General features: G+C 33.3%; 16 protein-coding genes. 11 read left to right on the top strand and 5 right to left on the bottom strand.

What is annotated here, in order from left to right:
- Positions 1-8: 8 nt before the first annotated feature.
- The 3 genes from E0F76_RS02365 to recA all read left to right on the top strand — a co-directional run bounded on the left by E0F76_RS02365 (position 9) and on the right by recA (position 4,293).
- Positions 9-1,274 carry an OmpA family protein gene (locus E0F76_RS02365; protein ID WP_132000874.1) on the top strand — a complete coding sequence of 422 codons (1,266 nt, stop codon included), beginning with the start codon at positions 9-11 and terminating at the stop codon, positions 1,272-1,274.
- 340 nt (positions 1,275-1,614) lie between these two features.
- Positions 1,615-2,835 (top strand): OmpA family protein, encoded by a 1,221-nt coding sequence (locus tag E0F76_RS02370; RefSeq protein WP_132000876.1) that lies wholly within the window; start codon positions 1,615-1,617, stop codon positions 2,833-2,835.
- 450 nt (positions 2,836-3,285) lie between these two features.
- On the top strand, positions 3,286-4,293 hold the full coding sequence (gene recA / locus E0F76_RS02375) for a recombinase RecA (protein ID WP_132001632.1): 1,008 nt from the start codon (positions 3,286-3,288) through the stop codon (positions 4,291-4,293).
- A 103-nt stretch (positions 4,294-4,396) separates the two neighbouring features.
- On the opposite strand, the gene E0F76_RS02380 is transcribed toward recA, so the two are convergent.
- On the bottom strand, positions 4,397-5,176 hold the full coding sequence (locus E0F76_RS02380) for a lysophospholipid acyltransferase family protein (protein ID WP_132000878.1): 780 nt from the start codon (positions 5,174-5,176) through the stop codon (positions 4,397-4,399).
- Positions 5,177-5,253: 77 nt separating this feature from the next.
- On the opposite strand from E0F76_RS02380, the gene trpS reads away from it, so the two are divergent.
- A complete protein-coding gene (gene trpS / locus E0F76_RS02385; protein WP_132000880.1) occupies positions 5,254-6,225 on the top strand; it encodes a tryptophan--tRNA ligase in 972 nt (323 codons plus the stop codon).
- Between the two features lie 181 nt (positions 6,226-6,406).
- Here trpS and E0F76_RS02390 read toward each other — a convergent pair whose 3' ends face one another.
- Both E0F76_RS02390 and dprA read right to left on the bottom strand, forming a co-directional pair.
- Positions 6,407-6,715 carry a GIY-YIG nuclease family protein gene (locus E0F76_RS02390; protein ID WP_132000882.1) on the bottom strand — a complete coding sequence of 103 codons (309 nt, stop codon included), beginning with the start codon at positions 6,713-6,715 and terminating at the stop codon, positions 6,407-6,409.
- Between the two features lie 155 nt (positions 6,716-6,870).
- The gene (gene dprA, locus E0F76_RS02395) at positions 6,871-7,971 is read right to left on the bottom strand and encodes a DNA-processing protein DprA (protein WP_132000884.1); all 1,101 of its coding nucleotides are present in this window, start codon (positions 7,969-7,971) and stop codon (positions 6,871-6,873) included.
- A 102-nt stretch (positions 7,972-8,073) separates the two neighbouring features.
- Here dprA and E0F76_RS02400 point away from each other — a divergent pair, with 102 nt between their 5' ends.
- From E0F76_RS02400 to bioB, 7 genes are all read left to right on the top strand, one after another.
- The gene (locus tag E0F76_RS02400; protein ID WP_132000886.1) at positions 8,074-9,009 is read left to right on the top strand and encodes an HU domain-containing protein; all 936 of its coding nucleotides are present in this window, start codon (positions 8,074-8,076) and stop codon (positions 9,007-9,009) included.
- A 304-nt stretch (positions 9,010-9,313) separates the two neighbouring features.
- Positions 9,314-9,988, top strand: a complete 675-nt coding sequence (pth, locus tag E0F76_RS02405; protein WP_132000888.1) for an aminoacyl-tRNA hydrolase — start codon at positions 9,314-9,316, stop codon at positions 9,986-9,988.
- Positions 9,989-10,114: 126 nt separating this feature from the next.
- Positions 10,115-12,217, top strand: a complete 2,103-nt coding sequence (locus E0F76_RS02410; protein ID WP_132000890.1) for a M43 family zinc metalloprotease — start codon at positions 10,115-10,117, stop codon at positions 12,215-12,217.
- A gap of 88 nt (positions 12,218-12,305) precedes the next feature.
- Complete coding sequence (locus tag E0F76_RS02415; RefSeq protein WP_132000892.1) at positions 12,306-14,441, top strand: M43 family zinc metalloprotease; 2,136 nt, start codon at positions 12,306-12,308, stop codon at positions 14,439-14,441.
- Between the two features lie 102 nt (positions 14,442-14,543).
- A complete protein-coding gene (locus E0F76_RS02420; RefSeq protein ID WP_132000894.1) occupies positions 14,544-15,470 on the top strand; it encodes a bifunctional riboflavin kinase/FAD synthetase in 927 nt (308 codons plus the stop codon).
- Positions 15,471-15,610: 140 nt separating this feature from the next.
- On the top strand, positions 15,611-16,048 hold the full coding sequence (locus E0F76_RS02425; protein ID WP_132000896.1) for a hypothetical protein: 438 nt from the start codon (positions 15,611-15,613) through the stop codon (positions 16,046-16,048).
- A 99-nt stretch (positions 16,049-16,147) separates the two neighbouring features.
- Positions 16,148-17,233 carry a biotin synthase BioB gene (gene bioB / locus E0F76_RS02430; RefSeq protein WP_132000898.1) on the top strand — a complete coding sequence of 362 codons (1,086 nt, stop codon included), beginning with the start codon at positions 16,148-16,150 and terminating at the stop codon, positions 17,231-17,233.
- Positions 17,234-17,356: 123 nt separating this feature from the next.
- On the opposite strand, the gene E0F76_RS19825 is transcribed toward bioB, so the two are convergent.
- A complete protein-coding gene (locus tag E0F76_RS19825) occupies positions 17,357-20,191 on the bottom strand; it encodes a glycine-rich domain-containing protein (protein WP_165932621.1) in 2,835 nt (944 codons plus the stop codon).
- Between the two features lie 239 nt (positions 20,192-20,430).
- Entirely contained in the window at positions 20,431-24,345 is a 3,915-nt protein-coding gene (locus E0F76_RS02440) for a T9SS sorting signal type C domain-containing protein (protein ID WP_132000900.1), read from the bottom strand.
- Between the last annotated feature and the right edge of the window lie 339 nt (positions 24,346-24,684).

Here is a 24,684-nt window from a genome sequence, read left to right on the forward strand (position 1 = left end):
ATCATATTATGAAAAAAACACTACTAACATTAGCCTTTGCCTTCGCTATAAATACTATAAGCGCGCAAACCGAAACGATTGAAAAAAAAGAAATTGGATTTAATCAATGGTCTGTTGAATTATCCGGTGGTTTTAACAAACCTCAAAACCATGTAACTCCTGGATATGCATTGAGCGTACTCAGTCCTTATACTATTGATTTAGGAGTAAGGTATATGTTTAATAATAAATTTGGTTTGAAGCTAGATGGTGGATACAATCATTTTTCTGAAATGAACAATACTCCTTCATTTGACTCAAAGTATTACAGAGTAGACCTTCAAGCTGTTGCTAACTTAGGTAGAATTATGAGTTTTGAAACATGGACTAATACATTAGGATTATTAGGTCATGCGGGTTTTGGAACTGGAATGATTAAAGGAAATGGGAAAGATGATAATGTAACCAACTTCTTAGCGGGTGTTACTGGTCAAATTAAATTATCGAATCGTATTTCTTTAACAGCTGATTTTACAACAATCATCAACGCTAGACAAGAACTTAATTTTGATGCTAAATCAAAATCTCCAGGAGGAGGTTTCAATTCTATTCTTTATAATGGAACGGTTGGTTTAACAATTTACTTGGGTAAAAACGAAAAACATGCTGACTGGGTAGTTCTAGATAATAAAAAAACTGAAGACAAACTAATAGAATTAGAAAAAAGGGTTGCTGATCTTGAAACTTTATCAAATGATACAGATAGAGACGGTGTTGTTGACTATTTAGACGTTGAACCAAATTCAATTGGTGGTGTTATGGTAGACACAAAAGGAAGAGCTATTGACTTAAACAACAATGGAGTTCCAGATGAATTAGAAAGTTATTTGACTAAAACATATGGCGACCCAACTGCTACTTCTCTTAAATCTGAATCTGGTAGCGAATTAGTTAAAAACTTAATCAACAAAGGTTATGTAACTACTTATTTTGATTTCGGTAAATCTACTCCAACAAATGTTTCTACAGAAGGAATTGATTTCATCTTAACTTACTTAAGAAACAATCCTACAGCTTCAGTTGATATTATAGGTCATGCTGACGAAATTGGAAGATCAGCTTACAATGACAAATTATCTACTGCCAGAGCTAACAATGTAAAGAACACTTTAATTAAAGCAAATATTGATCCATCAAGATTAAATATCATTGCTGCTGGTGAAGACACCTCAGTTGAGAAATCTTCTTCAGATGCAAGAAGATTAGTTAGAAGAGTAACATTCGGTGTAAGATAATCTATTTTTTTTATATCATTAAGCCCTAAAGGAAATTCCTTTAGGGCTTTTTTTATTTCCTATACTACTGAAAAAGCAGGAGTACAAAAATTTAAGAAAATGAAAATTGTTAAAGGTTATTTTTAAAATATAATACTAAAGACCCTTTATACTTATATCATAAAAAAACGAACATTAAAGACCCTTTATTCAGAATAAGTTGACCGTCAATCATAAAATACTAAAAATCACTCCATTTTAGCTTCATTATACATCTTTAATTAAAAATTTTAAAGATTTATGAAATATTTCCTATTCCAAGAATAAAAATTTGAGTTACTTTTACAAAAAAAAATAAACGATGAAAAAACTTATTATTATTCTAGTATTTGCTATTGTTTGTATATCAGTAAATGCTCAAAATGACAAAAAAGAAACCACTGATAATGACTATAATAAATGGTCTATAGAATTAGCTGCTGGTGGTAATAAACCACAAAGACCGTATACATCAATTAATTATTATACATCGACACCAAGTCCTTATGTAATTGACTTAGGGATTAGATATATGTTAAACAATAAATTTGGTATAAAAGCTGACTTTGGTTACAACAGCTTTAAACCAAATACTGATTCCTTTGATTTCAATACTCAATATTACAGATTTGATATACAAGGAGTTGCGAACTTAGGTAGAATAATGAACTTTGAATCTTGGACAAATACTTTTGGATTATTAGGACATACAGGTTTTGGTGTTGGAAGATTAGAAGATAAAAATTCTACTTTGAATGAGAATATGGGTAATTATATTGCTGGTGTAACAGCTCAAATTAAATTATCAAACAGATTTGCCTTAACTGGAGATTTCACAACTATTGTTAATTACTCTCAAGATGTTGCTTTTGATGCTCAATCTAATATTAACCCAAAAGAATTCAATGGAGTACTTTATAACGGAACGATAGGTATAACGTATTACATAGGTAAAAATGAAAAACATGCAGACTGGGTTGTCTTAAAAGACAAAGATGTTCTTTCATTGGAAGGGGAAATTGCTGAGTTAAAAGCAATGAATGTTGACAGTGACAAAGATGGTGTTTTAGATTTTTTAGATCTTGAACCAAATACTGCTCCTGGTAAAGTAGTAGATACTAAAGGTAGAACTATCAAAGAAAAAATAAATACAGAATCAGTTAAAACTTTGGATAGCGCAACATTAGATAGTGAAACTATCAAAAAACTAGTTAATGAAGGCTATATATGTGCGTTTTTTGACTTTGATAAATCAACTCCTACAGAAGAATCTAAATTTTCAGTTTCGTTTCTTTTAACGTATTTAAAAAACAATCCTTCAGCAACAGTTGATATAATTGGACATGCAGATGAGATAGGAAGTACAGCATATAATATTAAATTATCTGAAAAAAGAGCCATTTATATAAAAAATATTCTTTTAAACTTAAATGTAGCTGAATCAAGATTGAATATAGTGGCGGCGGGTGAAGAAAGTACAATTGATCAAAAAACGGAATACGCTAGAAAATTGGTTAGAAAAGTAACTTACAAATTAAAATAAACAATTTCTAAATTTTATAAGCCCTAAAGGATTTTTCTTTTAGGGCTTTTTCATTTTTATGAATTATCTTAAAAAGGGTCGGCAAAAATGTTTAAATAATGTCTTTAGAAAAAAAAAGAACTTAAAAGCCGTTAGCCCCAACAGTAGTGGAAAGCCTTTGCGAGTTGAAAACCACATTTTATAGCGGTTGCAGAGCGACCAAAGGAAGCTCCTGCAAGCGCTAATAAAATGGGTTTGAAACCTGCGAAGCTTGAAACGAATGGTGGGAATAGCTCCTGAAAAAAAAGAATAATATTTTGTGAAAATTGAAATTTAGCCCGAAAAAAAGAAGTATTTTTACGGTGGATTTTATAAAAAAACAATCAGAATTGGTGATGTATAAATGCTAATTATCAATTTATTAGAGCGATAAAACAATACAAATTAATGAAAGAAAAGGTAAAAGAGACGATAAGTTCAGAGAAAGAAGCCAAATTAAAAGCACTACAGCTAACACTTGACAAACTAGACAAAACCTACGGAAAAGGGACTGTAATGAAGATGGGCGACAAAGCCATTGTAGAAGTTGAAACTATTTCCTCTGGGTCATTGGGAATCGATTTAGCATTAGGAGTTGGTGGTTATCCAAGAGGAAGAGTGATTGAAATTTATGGTCCGGAATCTTCAGGAAAAACAACTTTAACATTGCACGCTATTGCCGAAGCTCAAAAAGCGGGTGGAATTGCTGCTTTTATAGATGCGGAACACGCTTTCGATAGAAATTATGCCGAAAAATTGGGCGTTGATATTGAAAATTTAATTATATCGCAACCTGACAACGGGGAACAAGCATTAGAAATTGCCGAGAATTTAATTCGTTCTGGTGCGATTGATATTGTAGTCATTGACTCCGTTGCCGCTCTGACTCCAAAAAGTGAAATTGAAGGAGAAATGGGAGATTCTAAAATGGGTCTTCACGCACGTTTGATGTCTCAAGCCTTGAGAAAATTGACTGGAACTATTAGCAAAACCAATTGTACGGTTTTCTTCATCAACCAATTGAGAGAGAAAATTGGGGTTATGTTCGGAAATCCAGAAACGACTACGGGTGGTAATGCCTTGAAGTTTTATGCTTCGGTACGTTTGGATATTCGTCGTTCGACTCAAATAAAAGATGGTGACAATGTTCTTGGTAACAGAACAAAAGTTAAAGTAGTAAAAAACAAAGTAGCTCCACCATTTAAAGTTGCCGAATTTGATATTATGTACGGTGAAGGTATTTCGAAAACAGGCGAAATATTAGATTTAGCTGTAGAATTTGAAATCGTTAAAAAAGCGGGATCTTGGTTCAGCTATGGTGATACCAAATTAGGACAAGGTCGTGACGCTGTAAAATCGTTAATTAAAGACAATCCTGAATTAGCGGATGAATTAGAGGAAAAAATTAAGGCTAGAATTAAAGAATTGGCCGATGCTTAAATATTAGATAAGAGTCTCGCAAATGCGAGACTCTTTTTTGTTTAATTTTCATTGCGAGGAACGGGCGCCATCGCATTAAGAGATTATTTACACTGAGCAGCTACTAAGATGGCGCCCGTTCCTCGCAATGACTATTATACTTTTTCTTCTCAAATTCCAATAATTGGTTGTGGATAGTATTCCAAACTTGGGTTTTAAGACTACTCTTTGCGTTCATTGGTAATCCTAATGTTTCCACAAAAGAATGAATTTGAACTCTCAAAATCCCGGGACTTCCACTAAAAAAAGTGTAAGAATATCTTTTTTTATTGTCTCCAAAAGATATCGGAACAATTGGTAATTGATGCTCTATTGCCAATCGAAAAGCACCGTCTTTAAAAGTGTCTAATCGAATTGATTCATCATCAGGAACACCTCCTTCAGGAAAAATGCAGATACTCAATCCTTTATCAATTCTTTTTTGAGCACGTTGAAAAACACTATGTTTACTTTTTGAACATGATCTATCGACTAAAATGCAAGTTCGTTTGTAGAAAAATCCAAAAAGAGGGATCTTAACCAACTCTTTTTTTCCAACAAATACGAATGGTTTTTTGATTGCTACAAGCATCAACATGATATCTACCATCGAGGTATGATTGGCGACAAGCATATAATTTTTGTGTGGTTCTAATATTTGTTCTCTTTCTATTTTATAATAAAATCCCATCCCGAAAAGAATGATTTTTGCCCAAATTCTGGCCATTCGAAAAAAATAAGGATAACCACTTTCGGTCAAAATAGAAGCCACCAAAAAGGGGAACATTATAAGTATAGGAATGGCCATCAGTACATGGAACCAAATGCGCCAAAGAACCCAAAAAATAATTTTTACTATTCTCATGGAGTCAAAAGTAAGTAAAACTATGCTATTATTTTTAAAAGCATTAAATTTGAAAACTTATTAAGTATAAAAATACAATGGCAAAAATACTCACTGGCGTTCAAAGTACTGGAACACCACATTTAGGAAACTTACTTGGCGCAATCATTCCAGCAATAGAATTATCGAATAATCCCGTAAACGAATCATTTCTTTTTATTGCTGATTTACATTCTATCACTCAAATAAAAGAGGGCAAAACATTAAGAGAAAACACCTATAGCACAGCAGCAGCTTGGCTTGCTTGTGGTTTGAATGTGGAAAAAGTAGTGTTTTACCGTCAATCTGATGTGCCACAAACAGCCGAATTATCATGGTATTTGAGTTGTTTTTTTCCTTATCAAAGATTAACATTGGCCCATTCGTTCAAAGATAAATCCGATAGATTAGAAGATGTCAATGCCGGATTGTTTTCATATCCAATGTTGATGGCCGCTGACATTTTACTATACGACGCTCAAATAGTTCCTGTTGGAAAAGACCAATTGCAACACTTGGAAATTACGCGTGATGTAGCGGCACGTTTCAACCACCAAATGGGAGAAACTTTCGTACTTCCTGAAGCTAAAATTCAAGAAAACGGCATGTTGATTCCAGGTACCAACGGCGGAAAAATGAGTAAATCGGCCAATAACATCATCAATATCTTCTTGGATGACAAAGCTTTGCGCAAGCAAATCATGAGTATTGAAACCGATAGTACCCCATTAGAAGAGCCTAAAAATCCAGCTACTTGTAATGCTTTTGCGATTTATTCCTTACTAGGCACTCCTGAACAAATTGAGGCGATGAGAGCCAATTATTTGGGTGGAAATTACGGATACGGTCATGCCAAGCAAGCTTTGTTTGAATTGATTTTAGAAAAATTTAAAACCGAAAGAGAAAAGTACAACTACTATATCAACAACCTTCCTGAAATAGATGCATTATTGAAAATTGGTGCCGATAAAGCAACTGTTGTTGCCAATGGTGTTTTAGCAAGAGTTAGAACAAAATTGGGTTATGAGTGAAGATATTTAAGACACTATAATAATAATTGACCTCTCTATTTGTCACGCTGGAAGCCTCTCAATAAAGTTCCTGTTGTGTATTGCGACACTTCCACCGTGACAAATAAAAAGAATAAAAACGAATGTGTTTTCTAAAATGATTCTCAAATATTTTCAGAATTATTTTTAAAACCTCAACAAATTAAAATAAATTGTTTAAAAAATCCCAATTTGGATTAATTGTGTTAATTAATATTTCTTTTTTATCCCGTTTCAAATCCTTAATTTCTTTCTCACGTGCAATAGCAAGTTGTATCCAAGTAAAATGTTCATAATAAAGCAAAAATTCTACATTATAACGTGCTGTAAAACATTTTGAATTTATTTTTTCTTTATGTTCCCTTAAGCGTCGTTTAAGGTCATTTGTAACACCTGTATAAAGTACTGTTTTATTTTTGTTAGTCAAGATGTATACATAAAAATTGTAAATGCCTTCAGTATATTCTATCATAATTATTTAAATAAAGTCAATTGTTATGTCCTTCGCGAAATGAGACGCTTCCAGCGTCACAAACGTAGTAGCGCGTTTTGGTTGCTCACATTATTTTCACCTTAATTGATTCTTGCAATTTATTACGCTGAAAGTTTCTAATTTATTTATTCCTTTTATATTGCTTCAAAAAGTTTCCCAGGCAAAGGTCGAATCACACCTTTGAGTTCCATGTTCAGCAACATTCCCGAAATTTTATAAATAGGAAACTCACAACGTAGGGCAATAATATCCATCAATTCTTTTCCGTTTTTTAAGAGGTAATCATATACTTTTTGTTCTTCGGCTTCGAGCGTAACAAACAATTGTTTTTGCACAGGTTTTGTTTTGGTTTCAATGTCCCAGTTTAAGATGTAAACCAAATCAGCAGCGCCTGTTAATACATTCGCTTTTTGGGTTTTTATCAAATTATTGCAACCTGCGCTGTATTTATCGGTTGTTCTACCTGGAACAGCAAAAACATCACGATTGTAATCATTAGCGATATTTGCTGTAATTAATGAACCTCCTCTTTCGGCAGATTCTATGACAATTGTGGCTTCGGTCATTCCTGCCACAATACGGTTTCTTCGAACAAAATTTTCTTTCTCAGGATTCGATGAACTCCAAAACTCGGTCATAAAACCACCATTTTCTTCCATTTTAGCAACATATTTCTTATGAACTTTTGGGTATATTTGGTTCAATCCATGAGCAACAACGCCGATGGTTTGGAGATTGTGTTCCATTGCCAATTGATGAGCATAAATATCGACTCCATAAGCAAAACCACTCACAATTACGGGATCTAGCGGCGCCAAATCTTCGATCAATTTTCGGCAAAATTCCATTCCATAGGAAGTAATTTGCCTTGTTCCAACTATGCTGATAGTTTTTTTATTTTTCAAGTCAATTTTTCCAGAAGTAAACATCAAAACTGGACCATCGATGCATTGTTTCAGTCGTTCTGGATAATTTTCGTCTTGAAAATAAGAAATATTGATTTGGTTCGATTTTATGTATTGAAGTTCTCTTTCTGCTTTTTCGAAAACCGATTTGTCTTTTAATTTATGCAATAAAACAGATCCAATTCCATCAATGGCTGCTAATTGGGACGTTTTCGTCATAAAAACCGCTTCAGCATTACCACAATGGCTTAGAAGTTTTTTGGCCATAATATCACCTACACCTTCTACTTGCAGCAATGCCAATAAAGGAATTAAATCTTGGTCTGTCATACTAATCGTTTGAGGCTGAAATGTATAAAAATTAATGCGGATTGTTAATAAAAATTGTGAATAAAATTTTGATAACTATTTTCAATGTATAACTTTGTAACTATGAATATCGAACCATACATCGCGCAGCTTTTATACCGTTACCAATGTGTAACCATCCCGGGTTTCGGAGCTTTTTTGACTGAAATTCAATCCGCTCAATTAATTGAAAGTTCCAATTCTTTTTTCCCTCCAAAGAAAGTGATTTCTTTCAATGCTAATATAAAAAATAACGATGGATTATTGGCCAATCATATCGCTCAAGCCGAAAAAACATCTTATGAATATGCCATAAGTGCAATTCAATATGAAGTGTTTAATTGGAAAAAATCGCTACAAGATACTGGATTATTCTCGATTAAAAATGTGGGTAATTTTTCACTTAATATTGACAATAGTTTGATTTTTACTCCTTATGACCAAACTAATTATTTAACCAATTCTTTTGGACTGAGTGCTTTTGTTTCGCCAATGGTGAAAAGAGAAATTTTCGAACAAAAAATCGAAGCACTCGAGCAAGAAGAAGTAATTGAATTTATTCCAGTAAGAAGAACTGCAAGTGCCTATTTGAAATATGCCGCCATTTTTGTTTTAGGAATAGGTTTAACTGCTGCTGTTGCTTATCCTATTTACCAACAACAAATTGCATCAGAAACTACTCTTGTAGAACAATCCGTTCAAAAACAAGTGCAACATAAAATTCAAGAAGCTACTTTCTTTATTGAGAATCCTGTTCCAGCAGTTACCCTTACCATAAAAGAAGAAAAAATGTCCTACCATATTATGGCAGGTGCTTTTAGAGACGAACGAAATGCAGAAAAGATTTTCAAAAAATTATCTAATCAAGGATACAAAGCGCGTAGAATCCCTATGAATAAATATGGTTTATATCCCGTACTTTACGGAAGTTACGCCACTTTTGCAGAAGCTGAAAAAGCAAGACAGGAAATCAAAAAAACAGACAATCCTGATGCTTGGGTTCTTATAGAATCACTATAATTTACAAACCTATTCTTAATCGAATAGGTTTTTTTTTATATATTTCCCACTTCTTACTGCACTTATTTTACTAAAATCCGATTAGAAACGATTTCCTTTTTAAACTAAATCCTCATAACTCCTGTAAAAATTAAGATTTAATAACACAATTGCATCTTCTATAATCACTCCTTTCGATATATCGAATCAAACAAATTATTCTAATACGATGAGCATATTGAAACCCAATTACATTTTGATAGATTTAATTTAAAAAATATTCTTGTAAATTCTAAACTAAAATGGTATTCACTACTTTTGCAAAATGCTAAAATGGTTAAACACCCTGTTTTCAAAAACAAAAACAGACGATACTATAGATTATACGAAACCGGAGGTTCACGAACACCAAAAAAACAATAAAAAATGCATGAGTAATAAATTTTTAATCGTCGGACTCGGCAATATTGGAGCCGAATATGTAAACACTAGACATAATATTGGCTTTAAAATCGTTGATTTTTTTGCCAAAAAAGAAGCAATTAATTTCGAAACCGTGAAATTAGGTGCACTTGCCCAATATAAATATAAAGGCCGAACTTTTTTTCTTTTGAAACCCAATACCTATATGAATTTGAGTGGTAAAGCGGTGAAATATTGGATGGACAAAGAAAACATTCCACTTGAAAACATACTCATTATTACTGATGATTTAAATCTTTCGTTTGGAAAAATACGCATCAAACCAAAAGGAAGTGATGGCGGACACAACGGATTAAAAAGTATACACGCCACTTTAAACACGACTGATTACACTCGTTTCCGATTTGGCATCAGCGACGAATTCAAAAAAGGGAAACAAGTAGATTATGTATTGGGTGACTGGGACGATACCGAAAAAATTGCCCTTCCGGAACGACTAGAATTGGCTTATGAAATCATAAAATCTTTTGGAACTGCGGGTTTAGAAAGTACAATGACGACTTTTAACGGAAAATAAAAAGAGGGAAAGTATATTGAGTTTGAATTGACATAATTAAAATTAATTAATCAGTTTACTGAATTTTTCAAAATATCATTTTCTATATAGTAAAATCATTAATTTTGATAAAACTTTTTCCATTCCATGAAAACATTCTCCTCATATTTCACTCATAAATTATTAATAGTTATTGTGTGCTTGCTTGCTTCTAGTACAAACTATAGTCAAGATAACATATCACCTGGTAAAACGGTATTTGGCAAAACAGTAACTTCAAAAAATATAAATCCAACCAATGGATTGATTCGTTGCGCCACCAACGAATACGAACTATTTCTTCAAGAAAAAAACCCAAAAAGAAGATCTGCTGAACAATTCGAAACTTGGATAACCCCATTAGTCAATTCATACAAGGCTTCACGAGCTAACTCCAAAACTTCAGGCACTATTATTACTATTCCTGTTGTTGTACATGTTATACACAATGGTCAAGCAATTGGAGTAGCGCCAAATATCACTGATGCTCAAGTACTGTCTCAAATTACAGTATTGAATCAAGATTATAGAAAATTGTTAGGTAGCCCTGGTTATAACATAAACCCTGTTGGTGCAGATGTAGAAATTCAATTTACTATGGCTCAGCAAGATCCAAATGGAAATCCAACAAACGGAATAGACCGAGTAAGTTTATGTGAACCATCTTGGACTGAAACTGAGCTTGATATAACTGTAAAACCTGCTACAATTTGGAATCCATCATTATATATGAATTTATGGTGTGTAAAATTTACAGATGACACCATTTTAGGTTATGCACAATTTCCAGATAATTCTGGTCTTTCAGGTGTTGATTCAACAAATGGAACTGCAAATTCAGATGGAGTTGTTTCAAGCTATAGCGTATTTGGTAGTAATGCTTTTAATGACGGCTCTTTTATATTAGACAAGACTTACAACAAAGGAAGAACCATGACACACGAAGTTGGGCATTGGTTGGGATTAAGGCATATTTGGGGTGATGCAAGCTGTGGCAATGATTATTGTGTAGACACTCCAATTCATCATGATGCTAATTATGATTGTCCTACAAAAATTCCCATGAGTTGTGACGTTCCTGCAGTTCCTGAAATGATTCAAAACTACATGGATTATACGGACGATTCCTGTATGAACATTTTTACACAAAACCAAAAGGACAGAATGCTAACCGTGATGAATAATTCACCCAGAAGGAAAGAGCTAAAAACTTCAACAAAAGCTACAACCATTCCCCTTTTTGCAAACGATGCCGAAATTAAAATGGATGTTAATTGTCCAATAGAAACTTGTGACTTTATCCCTAATCAAATTACACAACAAATAACTATTTATAACCGTGGCACAACTACTTTGACATCCGCCACATTGAATTATCAAATAAATGGCGGAAGTAACATTCCCTATACATGGAACGGGAGTTTAGGTACTAATAAATCAGCCCGATTTAATTTAACCATAAATTCTACTGCAAACGGTATTGTTTCTGCAATTTTATCTACTGTAAATGGCAGTGCAGATCAGAGAACATCAAACGACACTGCAACTGGTACTTTTATCATTCCGCGACCACCTACAAATTACACTTTTAATGATTTACAATTTAATTTACAATTGGATTATTTTGGTAGTGAGACAACATGGGAATTAAAGGATGGATCTGGGAAAGTTAAATTTAGTGGCGGACCTTATAAAGACACTTATAAAAATGCCACAACACCATCAGTAATTCCAACTTTAATAACTGAAAACTGGACATTAGCAGATAATCAATGTTATACCTTTACAATAAAAGATGCTGCTAGTGATGGAATATGTTGCGGGAATCGCCTTGGTGATTCAGGGGACGGTTTTTTCAGTATTACATCTCTTGATGCTTTTTCCGTAATTAAATCTGGTTCCGTTTTTGCTTCCAGCGAAAGTGTTTCTTTTATAATTGACACTCAAGCCGTCCAAGAATTTTCAAAATCAAAGGATATTTATTTGTTTCCAAACCCAACAAAAGATGTATTAAACATAAGGATTCCAAATATTTTTAATTTGCCCAAAAGCTATTCAATTTACAATATAGCAGGTCAAATAGTTACTGAAAAAAAAATTCTAAAAGGAGACGACCTAACCATAAATACTTCTTATTTAAGTTCTGGCACTTATCTTCTAAACATTGAAAAAGAAGGTCTAAAACGTGTTTTTAAATTTATTAAAGAATAAATAATACAAGTATTTAATTAGGTTTCTATTTTCGGTTTTTAATTAATTAAAAAAAATAGCTGTATTTTTGACAAAATTTTTTATTTAAATGAAACAAACAGCCTCCTTATCTATCAAAATAATTCTAATCATTACTGGTGTGTTTTATTTAAGCAACACTTATGGGCAAGACGCTAATCCAACTGTTAAAACGGTATTTGGCAAACTTGTTACTTCAAAAAACCCGAAAAATGGATTGGTACGATGTGCAACAACCGAGTACGAACAATATCTTCAAGAAAAAGACCCAAAAAGGATGTCTAATACTCAATTTGAAGCTTGGTTAACTCCATTAGTCAAAAAATACAAGGCAAATAGAATCAATTCTAAAACAGCCGCAACAGTAGTTATTATTCCAGTTGTTGTTCACGTTATACATAGTGGACAAGATATTGGAGTAGCACCAAATATAACTGATGAACAGGTAATTTCACAAATAACTGTTTTGAACCAAGATTACAGAAAAATGCTAGGTACACCAGGAGGTACAAGTACAAACCCTGTTGCTGCAGATGTAGAAATTCAATTTGTTTTGGCTCAACAAGACCCAAATGGAAACCCAACAAACGGGATTGACAGAGTAAGTCTATGTGAATCCTCTTGGTCCGAAATTGACATTAATTCTACCCTTAAACCAGCCACTATTTGGGATCCAAATCTGTACATGAATATGTGGAGTTTGAAATTTACAGACAATACTCTCTTAGGATATGCACAATTTCCTGATAATAATTTTTCTCCATCCAATCCTAATTATTTAGAAGGTCTTGATACGTCAGGAGGTCCTTCAAGCACTGATGGTGTTGTTTCAAGTTATGATGTGTTTGGTAGTAGTAACTTTGGTAACAACTTCTTTTTAGTAAAACCCTATGACAAAGGAAGAACTATGACTCATGAAGTTGGGCATTGGCTTGGACTAAGACATATATGGGGAGATGGAGGAAGTCGTGATAAAAACACAAAAGATTGTACAGCCTCCGATTATTGTGCAGATACTCCACAATCAGGATGGGAAAATTATGAATGTGTTACTTCTGATTCTTGTCCCGCAGTTGCTGGAAATGACATGATAGAGAACTATATGGATTATACAAATGACGAGTGTATGAACATTTTTACACAAAATCAAAAGGAAAGAATAGTGGTCATTATGAATAATGCTGCCAGAAGAAGTTCTTTGAAAACTTCAACAAAGGGAGCTGCAATTACTCTAGTGTCAAACGACGTAGAAGTTAAACTATATGAAAGCTGCCCCATAAGTATTTGTGGAGGAGTTACTAACCAGACAACAAAAACCGTGGTATTATATAATCGTGGTACAACAACTTTAACTTCTGCAAAATTGAATTATAGTATAAATGGCGGAAGCAATGTAGAATATAATTGGAGTGGTACTTTAGCAACTAATAAATATGCTACTTTTAACGTAATCATAAATTCAACTTCAAACGGATTCATTTCGGTAAGTGTTGTTACTGCAAATGGCGTTACAGATCAAAGATCTTCTAATAATGCGGCTACAGGGACTTATATTGTTCCAAATTCTCCAACTAACTATACTTTCAATACCTATAAATTTACATTACAACAAGATTATTTTGGAAGCGAAACCACTTGGAATATCAAAGATGGTTCGGGAGTAATTAAATTTAGTGGCGGACCTTATACAGATACTTATGTAGATGATAAAAGTGTATCCGCAATTCCGGCTTTAATTACCCAAACCTGGACATTAGATAATAATCAATGTTATACATTTACTATAAATGACTCCGCTGGTGACGGAATTTGTTGTGGCTCTGGTCTTGGAGGTTCTGGAAATGGTAGTTATAGTATAAAATCTACAGATGACGCAATAACAATAAAATCAGGATCAAGTTTTACTTCAAAACAAAGCATATCCTTTACAACAAATACATTGGCAACATTAGAATTTGAGAATTCAAATGACATCTTTATGTATCCAAATCCTACTAAAAACACTTTAAACATAAGAGTTTCAGATAGTTTTGGGATACCAAATAACTATATTATTTATAACAACTTAGGGCAAATCATCGCTCAAAAGAAAGTGTTATCAGCATCTGATTTAACAATAAACACTTCTTCTTTAAGCAATGGAGTGTATTATATTACTGTTGAAAAAGATGATCATAAAAAATCTATACCCTTTATCAAAGAATAATTTAATTCCAGAAAAAGAGATTAAGAGGGTTGAATTATTTCTATCCTCTTTTTTTTATATCTTATTAATATCCTAAATTTACACCTTTATAAAACTATCTCATTGAAAATTTTCAATTCTATTTCCGATTTCAGTTCACCCAAAAAAACTATTCTTACATTGGGTACTTTTGACGGCGTTCACATTGGACATAAAAAAATTCTGGAAAAACTGACTCAAAATACAGAAGCTGGAAAATATGAAAGCCTAGTACTCACTTTTTTTCCACATCCCAGAATGGTTTTAGATGGACAATCAGAGGTAAAATTACTGAATACTATTTCTGAAAAAAAAGAATTATTAGAAAAATTAGGGATTCAAAACTTAGTTATTCACCCATTCGACGAATCCTTTTCGAGATTGTCTGCTCAGGAATTTGTTAAAACAGTTCTTGTGGATCAATTTCACATCCAAAAAATAATTATTGGACACGATCATCGATTTGGCAAAGATCGTTCTGCCAATATAGACGACTTAATCACTTTTGGAAAACAATATGATTTTGAAGTGGAACAAATTTCTGTTCAAGAAATCAATGATATTTCAATTAGTTCAACCAAAATTAGAAAAGCATTATTAGAAGGAAAAATGGCTTTGGCCAATAAATATTTGGGTTATAATTATTTTTTAACTGGAACCGTTTTCAAAGGAAAACAACTTGGAAGAACAATTGGATTCCCTACAGCAAACCTTAAAATTGAAGAAAACTACAAACTCATTCCTCAAAAAGGAGCTTATATTGTAAAAAGTATAATCAAGGAAAAAACTGTTTTTGGAATGATGAATATCGGATTTAATCCAACTGTTTCAGGGAATAATTTATCCATCGAAATTAATTATTTTGATTTTAATGGTGATTTATATGATCAAAAAGTAGCAGTCTCTATTCTTGAATACCTCCGTCCTGAACAAAAATTTGAAAGTGTTGCTTTATTAAAAGAGCAATTAGAAGAAGATAAGGAAGCATCAATTCGTTTCATATACAAATAAGACCCTTTTTTTTTCATTTCGAGTTTTTTCCTCAATGAATCTAATTTTTTCGTAATTTTGATATAATACTTTTTGTTTGCATAGTTACATTTTTGTTTAACTGAAATTTAATATTTTCTAACCCTCCAAAAATAAACCACATGAAATTATCAAAAGAATTAACAAACGGTTTTATTATTTTCCTAGGAATTTCTATTTATTTTCTTTTTATCAATGCCATTGGATATGGAGATAAAGCCTATTTACGCATGTTTAACGGTGTTTTTGTATTATATGGGGTAAATCGAACTTTAAAAATGAATATTTCAGAAGGAAAAGTAAATTTTGTTTCAAATGCCATTTCTGCAATTAAAACTTCGCTGATAGGGGTGTTTTTAAGCGTTATTGGATTGCTTATTTTTAGTTACATTAATGGAGGTGATTCATATGTACAAAATTTGCCCAAAACCTTTTTATTTACAGGAAACCCTACAATTGTAGACTTTTGTCTTAGCTTACTGTTCGAAGGAGTTGCCTCTTCTGTAATAGTTGCATTATTGTTAATGCTGTATTGGAACGATAAATATAAAGCTGATTAATTGATTCCTTTCCTTTATAATTGGAATCATATTTCGCAATTTCGTCTTTGCTTCTTTAGAACAATTTAACTACTTTTGATGAATCAAAAAATACATACAATGAGTATTACAAGACACAATTTGTCAAAAGACGAAATTATCGCAATATATAACAAACCTCTAATGGAATTGCTTTATGATGCAGCTACTGTTCATAGAGCACACCATGACCCAAATGTGGTACAAATTTCAACTTTAGTTTCTATAAAAACTGGTGGTTGTTCTGAAGATTGTGGGTATTGTCCGCAAGCCAAAAGATACCAAACGTCTATAGATTCAAACGATTTAATGTCGGTTGAAGAAGTAAGAGAAAAAGCTTTAGATGCTAAATCTAATGGGTCTTCTAGAGTGTGTATGGGTGCTGCCTGGAGAAATGTAAAAGATGGCCAAGAATTTGACCAAGTTTTAGAAATGGTGCGTACCATCAATAAAATGGACATGGAAGTGTGCTGTACATTAGGAATGATAACTGAAAACCAAGCCCAACGCTTGTCTGAAGCAGGACTTTATGCTTACAATCACAACCTTGATACTTCTGAAGAATATTATAAAAAAGTGATTTCAACTCGTGGATTTGAAGATCGTTTACAAACCATAGATAATGTTCGTAAAACAAATATAACCGTATGTAGTGGTGGAATTATAGGAATGGGCGAAAGTATCGAAGATAGAGCTGGAATGCTTGTAGCGCTTTCTACTTTAGTTCCCCAACCAGAATCTACACCTATCAACGCTTTAGTTCCTGTAGCCGGAACACCTCTACAAGAAGAAAAACTAGTTGAAATTTGGGAGATGATTCGAATGGTAGCTACCACAAGAATTGTATTGCCTGAAACTCAAGTGCGTCTTTCTGCAGGTAGAGTAAATATGAGTCGCGAAGGTCAGGCTATGTGCTTTTTGGCTGGAGCCAATTCAATTTTCTCAGGTGACAAATTGCTTACAACTCCTAATAACGACGCTAACGAAGATGCTAAAATGTTTGAAGTTTTAGGATTAAAAAACCAACAACCTTTTGCAAAAGTACAACAACGTGAATCCATTGGGGCTGAAGATTCAAAATTTGCCGCTCTTGGTGAAAAACCAAAATGGTCTCGACCTGGTCATACCATTGAAAGAAATTTAGAATTAAGTACAAAAGGGAAATAACTCTTTTTACTTTTTAGGATAGCTTAAAAAAAAGGCTGTTTCGCAAATTGTGAAACAGCCTTTTTTTTTTATGTATTTAATTTATTTGAATTTTAAAAAAATATTCAATTTGCTATTTGGGCCTTAATTAACAATAATTTTTTTATCGATAACACCCCTTTTTGAATTAACTTTTACTATATAAACTCCTTTACTTATATTTTTAATTGGAATCTCAATATTTGATTCTAAATTTGCTTCAACTTCCCAAAATCCTATTTGTTGACCCGTTAAATTGTAAAGAACAATAGATTTTAAAGTTGTAAGAACATCATTATTTCGAATAATCAAAACTTTATAATTACTCGAATAAAGAACTAATATACCATCGTCAGCTTTAAGCGATTCTACATTTAAAGTCTTATTGTTTGTATAACGCAAAACAAAACGATCGTTAAAAGTACCAGAAAAGGTGTTAAATGTATAATCACCATTTTTTAAATTGAATGTGTTATTGGTTAATTTGTCTTCAATAAATACATTTTGATTGGTTAATGAACCATCAACTTGGTCAATATTTATAGTAAATTCACCGGCTATTGTAGAACTATATCCTAAAGGCACTTCATCATTTTCAGCAAATGGCAATGCACGTCCTTGAATAGTTAATTTTTTGTCTTGATTTAAAGAATAAAAATCCACAAAGTCATTCCCATCAAAACTCTCTCCATCAAAACGATTGTCATATTCATTTGTAGCATCTGTTAAATAACCTATCAAAGTTTGTTTAAATGCTCCTTCACTGTTTGTTAAGTTCAACCAAATACGGTTTTTTTCGATAACGGAATCCGTTTTTGAATTTCTCTTTTTGAAAAACTGTTGATTAACAACTGTTCCGTCAACCAAAGTCAATCCAGCAATACGCATATTATTATTGAATGTCACTGATGAACTTGTTGCTTTACTAGTAGTAAAGAATGCTTGTCCCGCTGCTATTTTACCCGTAGGTTTAATTCCACCAATAATTGCTGCTACACCACCTGTTCCATTATAAGTTGCATAATCGTCTGAAGTATATGCCAATGTTCCAGAACCTGATTTGCCAATAACTATATTTGAAGCCGATTGAATTGCTGTATTGTGTGTCCATAAATAAATAGTACCTTCAATCACTGAACTATTTGCTGAAAAAAACTTGTCAGCATCTAATGCTGATGGATAAGGATTCCCTAACAAATTAGATGTCCCAAGAGGGCCAATTGCAATTGTTTTGATCCCATTATTTGGTTCCCCAATAAAACTAGCATTATAGGTGGATGCTTCTGATTGCGAACCTTTTAAAGAAGCTCGAATGATATATCCTTTGCCAATTTTCATAATAGTTGACGATCCTTCTTTAGACCAATTTTCAGGAGTTGCAAAATCATCATAGGAATAAAACAATCCCGATGCATAAGACGACGATATATTTAGGCTTTGGTTTAATACTGGCGAAGACCAATAAGTGTAATCCGATTTACGAACTGAAGATGAATTTCGAATATATGTTATATTTCCTGAATTTACAGCATCATTGTTATCTTGTACTAGACTAGCAGAATCTTCAAAACTTAAAGTACCATTTATCTTAATTTCATTAACTATCTTCATTGTTCTTCCTGACTTAATCACTACATTTTTACTTCCAATCACAAGACATGAACAACCATTTACATCCTCATCTTTACTATAATCAGCTGCAAAAACAATATTTTGATCCGTAGTAGTTAGGCCGTTATCCCAAGTCGATCCATTCCATTTATTTGTTTTCACACCGTCAATAGTTACAGAACTTGTAGCATTAGAAGTACAAGAACCATTTGAAGTCGTAAACGTATAATTACCTGCTGCTAAATTAGTAATGGTCATTGAGCTTCCTGTAATAGGATAACTAGCAGTAGCTATTCCTGATTGGTTGATAATTCCTGTTGCTGGTAATCCATTCAACACTACACTTCCTAAAGTATTACATTTTTCAGGAGTGGCTATTCCTATTAATGGAGTAGTTAAGCTTGAGTTTATTGTTATTGAAGCTGTTGCTTTCAATCCTGTACAACTTCCAGATGCATAAGTATAGGTTACAGTATAAGTTCCAACTACACTAGAGGAAGGTGTAATTGCTCCTGTAGAACTGTTGATGCTTAGGCCTATTGGAGAAGCTGTATAAGTTCCGCCAGAAGATCCAGTTTTTGTTACACTTTGCCCCGATGTCATTGAAGTGCAGTAAGGACTTCCTAAATAGGCTATCGTTGCCGCTGAAGGACAATTAAAAGTAATTTTAACTAAACCATTACCACCTTTTCCTCCGTAAGATTTTTGTCCGCCACCGCCGCCGCCGCCTCCAGGATTACTCCCAATTTCTGCTTCTTTATCTTTTCCATTTCCACCAATTCCACCAATTCCACCATTTCCACCATCTCCTCCAGCTCCTCCAGCTTTATCATTTGATTCAGAACTTAAAAAGCCGTTAGCGCCATTTTTATTAGAAATTGATGTTCCAGTAACAACATTTAAAAGGAAAACACCTCCGCCTGATCCTTTAGGGCTACCAGCATTACCCGCGTAGCCACCTCTAGCAACTAACAAAGAAGTACCGAAACTAGAATCACTTCCATTTCCTTCTATTTCGCCGCCAGCTCCAACAATATATTTATACTTAACCCCAGGGATAACTGTCAGTGTAGATTTGACATACCCGCCGCCGCCGCCGCCATTACCACCATTTGAATTATTACCATTTTCACCACCACCTCCACCACCCCATGCTTCAACGGTGATACTAGTTACTCCAGCAGGAATTTCAAATTCATAAGTGTTAGGTATACTTTGAGAGATTTGTCCGTGACCAGTAAAAGCTATTAGCAGGATAAAAAAAAGAAAAAATTGGCCATATGTTTTTGTTTTACAAATAGCATTGACCTTTGTATAATTGTAGTTCATTTGGTTTTTTTTGATTTGGGGAACTCATTTTCAATAGCATGACTTTCAATCAAAAAGTCTAATTATTGTGAGCGCAAGATATACTATTATTTTGAAAAAAAAATAAAAAAATCCGTTTAAATGCATTTATGATAGACAAACTACATATTTTAACATTGTGTTAACAAAATTTTGTAAGCAATAAATACTTTCACATCTAAGATTGATGACATTGGAAATTTAAACAAGTAAACTTTGAGCTATAAAATTATTTTATTGGTTATTGTTTTACCGTTTTTTAAACTCGTTTTCACAACTAAGGTTTGGTGGCTTGAAATTAAATTAGGTATCGACAATTCATTACTATTCACTTTGGTTTTTTGATAAATTTGTCTTCCGAGAAGATCATAAATGGTAACATTAACTATCGTTTCATCAAAGGAATTTAAGGTTATCTGTTTGTTTTTAATTGAAACTAAAACATTGTTTACTTGAGCCTCAAACTCCGTAGATCCTAAGGTAGTGTCAGCAGCCTTATACTTCAACACAAATCGATCATTGAAAATTCCTGCTACTGTGTTAAAGGAATAATTACCCTTTTTTAAGTCAAAAATGGTGTTTGTCAACTTGTCTTCTAAATAGACGGATTGATTTGAAAGCAAACCATCAATTTTACCAATAGCAACGGAAAAAGTGCCCTCGACAACTACTCTATATCCCAATGGCACTTCGTCATTATCATTGAAGGGTAAAGCTCTTCCTTGAATGGCAAGATTTATACCTTGATTTACGGAATAAAAATCTAGAAAATCATTTCCATCATAGCTTTCTCCGTCAAAACGATCTTCATAATTGTTTGTAGCGTCAGTAATATAGCCTACTAAGGCTTGTTTGAAAGCACCTTGAGTATTTGTTAAATTTAACCAAATGCGGTTTTTTTCGATTGTTTTAACTGTTTTAAAATTTCTTGTTTTGAAAAATTGTAAATTATCTTCTTTTAGGACATCAATAACTCCAACTCTCATCATATTGTCAAAAATGATTGGTGTTCCAGGAACAAATCCATCTATATTAGTTTTACTAGATCCAAAGAAACCTTGACCTGTTGCAATTTTTCCGTTTGGAATATTATCATTATTAATTCCAGGAACGCTGCTATTATCTGCTGTCCCAACTCCTCCTGTGCTGTTATAAGATGCATAATCATTTCCCGAGTAGGCATATAAACCTGAACCTGGATCAGGAGTACCAAAAGCTATTGGTGTGTTGTGTGTCCAGAAATAAATTGTTCCAATAAGTACATTTTGATTGGCATTTAAAAATGTATCTGCATCTAAAGCTGATGGGTATGGATTTCCTAAAAGATAAGATCTTTCCGGATTTATACCCTTAATTTCATAATGACCATTATTAGGAATTCCTTCAAAAGCAGCTTCATAAGTCGAAGGTGGCCTAGGTGCAATATAGTTCTGCGGACCTCGAATAATATAGCCGACACCAGGAACCATTAGCGATGCTGCTGATTCTTGTTTCCAATTTTCTATATTAGAATCAAAAGAATAAAACTTGTCTCCTTGCGTGTTTGGTGAAACCCTTCCTAAAGAAAATGGCAATACTGGAGTTGACCAATAAGTGTAATCAAATTTAGTTATTTTAGTGGTATTACGCTTGTAAATAATATTGCCTAAATTAGTATTTGACACATTATTTATTTGTACCAAACTGGCAGTATCTTCGAAAGTTAAAGTACCATAAACATTAACTTCATTTGATATTATTAAGTTACGTCCTGCATTTATTTTAACCTTTTTTCCCACATTTACGCTACATGAACAAGCTGTTATATCCTCATCTAGTATTGACAAATAATCTCCATTAAAAACTATCGCTTGAGTACTATTAGGAGTACCTAGTGACCAAGAAGATCCATTCCATGTATTTGTCGGGATTTTAATTTCTACTGCTGTAGCAATAGAGACACAGCCAGTGTTCAATTTCGCTGTTACATTATAAATTCCAATAGGAACTAATGTGAAAATACCTGAAGTGTTTGAGTAGTTTACACCATCAATACTATAAGACATACCAGTAGCCGCTGGCGCAGTAATTGTAATTGTTCCTGTTTTTACGGTACAACTTGGCTGTTTAACTTCTGGTGATGGCGCAACTGGTATTGCATTAATTACAAAAGTCGTTGGATTACGACATGATGAATTTGTTGAGCATGCTGCAAAAAAAGTAGTTGTTCCTGGTGTATTTGTATCTACTAATCCTGAACCTGATATTCCAACTGGATTAAAAAAAGACCCAGAACCAATTTTTACTCCCCCAGATGAAGCCGTGTACCAATCTAATGAACCTGGAACTGTATATGTTATTTCAACACTAATATAATCTAAAGATGCCGTTTTAGAACTTTTAGTCGATTCCTTTGCTGAAAAAGCAACACCAAAATTACTTGCTTTAATTTGAGCTACAGTCAAACTTGGAAATCCCCAATTATTTGGAGAATAAGAATAAAAACTAGAACTATTTGATGTTGGCCAATAAGTCGAATTATCTGCCATATTAATACCTTCAGATACACCACCAACAATTAGAAATAAAGAATTGTCTCTAATACAATTCGTTTTACTTGCTTTACGTCCAATTGCTACTTGAACAGTAATGATTGAAGCATTATCAGGAATTGCAGAAAAATCAAAATTTGTTGCACTAAGAATTGCAGAAGAATTGCTTTTTATAGTACTCGAAGCAAAATTATTATCATTATTATACACATTGGTTGGATTATCCCAAACATTACCCGATTCGGTAGTTGCTGCTGTTGCTAATTTTGTCAATGAAACAGGGTTTTCATTTTCACATACAAAGGCTGAAGTCAAAAATCCTGAGTCTCCTGCACAAATAGTAACCCCAGTTGATGTTAATCCTGTTACTGTAATTATACCAGTGGCACTATCTACACTGCAACCGCCTGAAAGAGGAATACTATAGTTAAATACTCCAATAGCAGTTGGCGCTCCACTTAAAGTAATAGTATTTGATGCCCAACTTGCTGTAACACCAGCTGGTAATCCAGTAGGACTTCCTATTCCTGATGCTCCAGTTGTACTATGGGTGATATTTGTAATAGGTGTATTAACACAAACTGTTGGTGAAGACGAAGCTACACCAGCCGTATTGTTTGCAAAAACAGTAAGATAGGCTATTTTTCCACTAAATGTAGTTTCACAACTTTCTAAAGTTAATTTAGATATTGTGATTGTAATGGTTCCAGCAGTTGTTAAATCACTTACAGTAAAACTACCAGTTCCAGCAGTTGAAACTGTCATGCTTGCAGTAAGCGCAGTTGCTGAAGGCGAACTTTTATCATATGTTACCATATAGGATCCGACTGGTAAACTTGATGCATCTGCGTTGATTGTAACTATTGAAGTTCCTGAAATACAAGTATTAGTTGCGGACAAATTACTTATTGCAAATATTGGACATGGTACCCCATTTATTATTACCTTACCATTACCCCCATCGCCATTTTTATAACGGCCTTCTCCACCTCCACCACCTGGGTTAGTTCCATTATCAGCGGTTTGATTACCATTGCCTCCATTTCCACTAATACCACTCTCTCCAATACCTCCATTACTAAAATAAGCATCACTACCATTTCCTGTGTTTCCTGCAGAGCTTCCACCACCACCATAATATATAGAGGAACGATGACCATCACCACCAGAATATTTTATAGTTCCAATACTGCCGGATGATTTTCCTCCTTGATGATAAGCGTTTTTTCCACCACCTTCTGCTTTTACTAATAATGTACTTGGGGAACTCGATACAGATATGCTAGAATTATCACCATTATCACCATGTGAGCCAACAATAATTGTATAAGTGTCACCAGTAGTTACCTTAAAAGTACTTTCAGCATAAGCTCCTCCTCCTCCTCCTCCATAATCACTATTATTTTTGCCATCTTCACCAGCACCCCAAGCTTGAACTGTAATACTAGTTATACCTGTAGGAACAATAAAAGTGTAAGTTCCAGGTGTGCTATGAGAGATTTGTCCAAAACCAGTTGCTCCAACTAATACCAAACAAAGAAATAAAATAAGAGTATGTGTTTTTATAAATATGGAAAAAGTATTCTTAAGGTAATCGTAGTTCATAAGTTGATTTTTGATTCTGGGGAAATCATTTTCAATAGCTTGATCTTCAAATAAGAAAGCAGAGTCATTTTAGGTGCGAATTAAATAATTAGTTATATAAATACAAAAAAAAACTGTCAAACTGTAATTAGAATAGACTAACTACTTAATTTAACATTTAAAAATGAAATTTTTATGTAAAATGAAAAGTTGCTTATAATAAAACATCGAAACTGTATACTAATTTTTTAAGTTTTCCGTAGTGAAATTAAATCGGAAAATTGAACTATTGATAAATGTGTATAGCTGATAATTTATTTTTAAAAAAAAATATAAATTTTATATTTCTATTTTTTACTT

Source organism: Flavobacterium cellulosilyticum (assembly GCF_004349355.1).
In the GTDB taxonomy this organism is placed as follows: Bacteria; Bacteroidota; Bacteroidia; order Flavobacteriales; family Flavobacteriaceae; genus Flavobacterium; species Flavobacterium cellulosilyticum.

What these genes read in the sequence shown, in the direction of transcription:
- E0F76_RS02365 (WP_132000874.1), top strand. Translation starts at nt 9, where the DNA reads ATGAAAAAAACACTACTAACATTAGCCTTTGCCTTCGCTATAAATACT.
- E0F76_RS02370 (WP_132000876.1), top strand. Translation starts at nt 1,615, where the DNA reads ATGAAAAAACTTATTATTATTCTAGTATTTGCTATTGTTTGTATATCA.
- E0F76_RS02380 (WP_132000878.1), bottom strand. Translation starts at nt 5,176, where the DNA reads ATGAGAATAGTAAAAATTATTTTTTGGGTTCTTTGGCGCATTTGGTTC.
- trpS (WP_132000880.1), top strand. Translation starts at nt 5,254, where the DNA reads ATGGCAAAAATACTCACTGGCGTTCAAAGTACTGGAACACCACATTTA.
- E0F76_RS02390 (WP_132000882.1), bottom strand. Translation starts at nt 6,715, where the DNA reads ATGATAGAATATACTGAAGGCATTTACAATTTTTATGTATACATCTTG.
- dprA (WP_132000884.1), bottom strand. Translation starts at nt 7,971, where the DNA reads ATGACAGACCAAGATTTAATTCCTTTATTGGCATTGCTGCAAGTAGAA.
- E0F76_RS02400 (WP_132000886.1), top strand. Translation starts at nt 8,074, where the DNA reads ATGAATATCGAACCATACATCGCGCAGCTTTTATACCGTTACCAATGT.
- pth (WP_132000888.1), top strand. Translation starts at nt 9,314, where the DNA reads ATGCTAAAATGGTTAAACACCCTGTTTTCAAAAACAAAAACAGACGAT.
- E0F76_RS02410 (WP_132000890.1), top strand. Translation starts at nt 10,115, where the DNA reads ATGAAAACATTCTCCTCATATTTCACTCATAAATTATTAATAGTTATT.
- E0F76_RS02415 (WP_132000892.1), top strand. Translation starts at nt 12,306, where the DNA reads ATGAAACAAACAGCCTCCTTATCTATCAAAATAATTCTAATCATTACT.
- E0F76_RS02425 (WP_132000896.1), top strand. Translation starts at nt 15,611, where the DNA reads ATGAAATTATCAAAAGAATTAACAAACGGTTTTATTATTTTCCTAGGA.
- bioB (WP_132000898.1), top strand. Translation starts at nt 16,148, where the DNA reads ATGAGTATTACAAGACACAATTTGTCAAAAGACGAAATTATCGCAATA.
- E0F76_RS19825 (WP_165932621.1), bottom strand. Translation starts at nt 20,191, where the DNA reads ATGAACTACAATTATACAAAGGTCAATGCTATTTGTAAAACAAAAACA.
- E0F76_RS02440 (WP_132000900.1), bottom strand. Translation starts at nt 24,345, where the DNA reads ATGAACTACGATTACCTTAAGAATACTTTTTCCATATTTATAAAAACA.